This window comes from Gilliamella sp. W8136 (assembly GCF_016101285.1).
Classification (GTDB): Bacteria; Pseudomonadota; Gammaproteobacteria; order Enterobacterales; family Orbaceae; genus Gilliamella; species Gilliamella apicola_N.
Genome location: NZ_JACFQU010000064.1, coordinates 1 through 328, shown reverse-complemented (window position 1 = coordinate 328; position 328 = coordinate 1). Strand labels below are relative to the sequence as shown.

Below are 328 nucleotides of genomic sequence, written 5' to 3'. Positions count from 1 at the left end.
AGGGTAAACAACTGGATATGCAAGGTGCCATTACCCAGCTTGAAAATGCTTTATCAATTGCTAAAGCACTGCAAAATGCAGCAACCTCATCTGAAGCCCATGGCGCAGATACCGACAGTCAAGAGCAACTTAAAGCGACATTAACCCAATTAGCCCAAAGTGGCATTATTGCTTATGCACAAGAGGGCATTGCTTTAACCAGTCCGGAAAACATCCAACTGTCAACGTCGAATAGCGTTTCAATGACCAGTGAAAACCAGACTGACATTAATGCGTTAAAAAACATAACCGTCTCATCCGGTGAATCCATCGGTCTGTTTGCCCATAA

At 43.6% G+C, this 328-nt stretch carries 1 protein-coding gene; it reads left to right on the top strand.

The annotated features are described in order from the left end of the window. Window positions 1–328: DUF2345 domain-containing protein (locus H3T96_RS14660; protein ID WP_198248697.1), on the top strand; the 328-nt coding region annotated here is incomplete at both ends.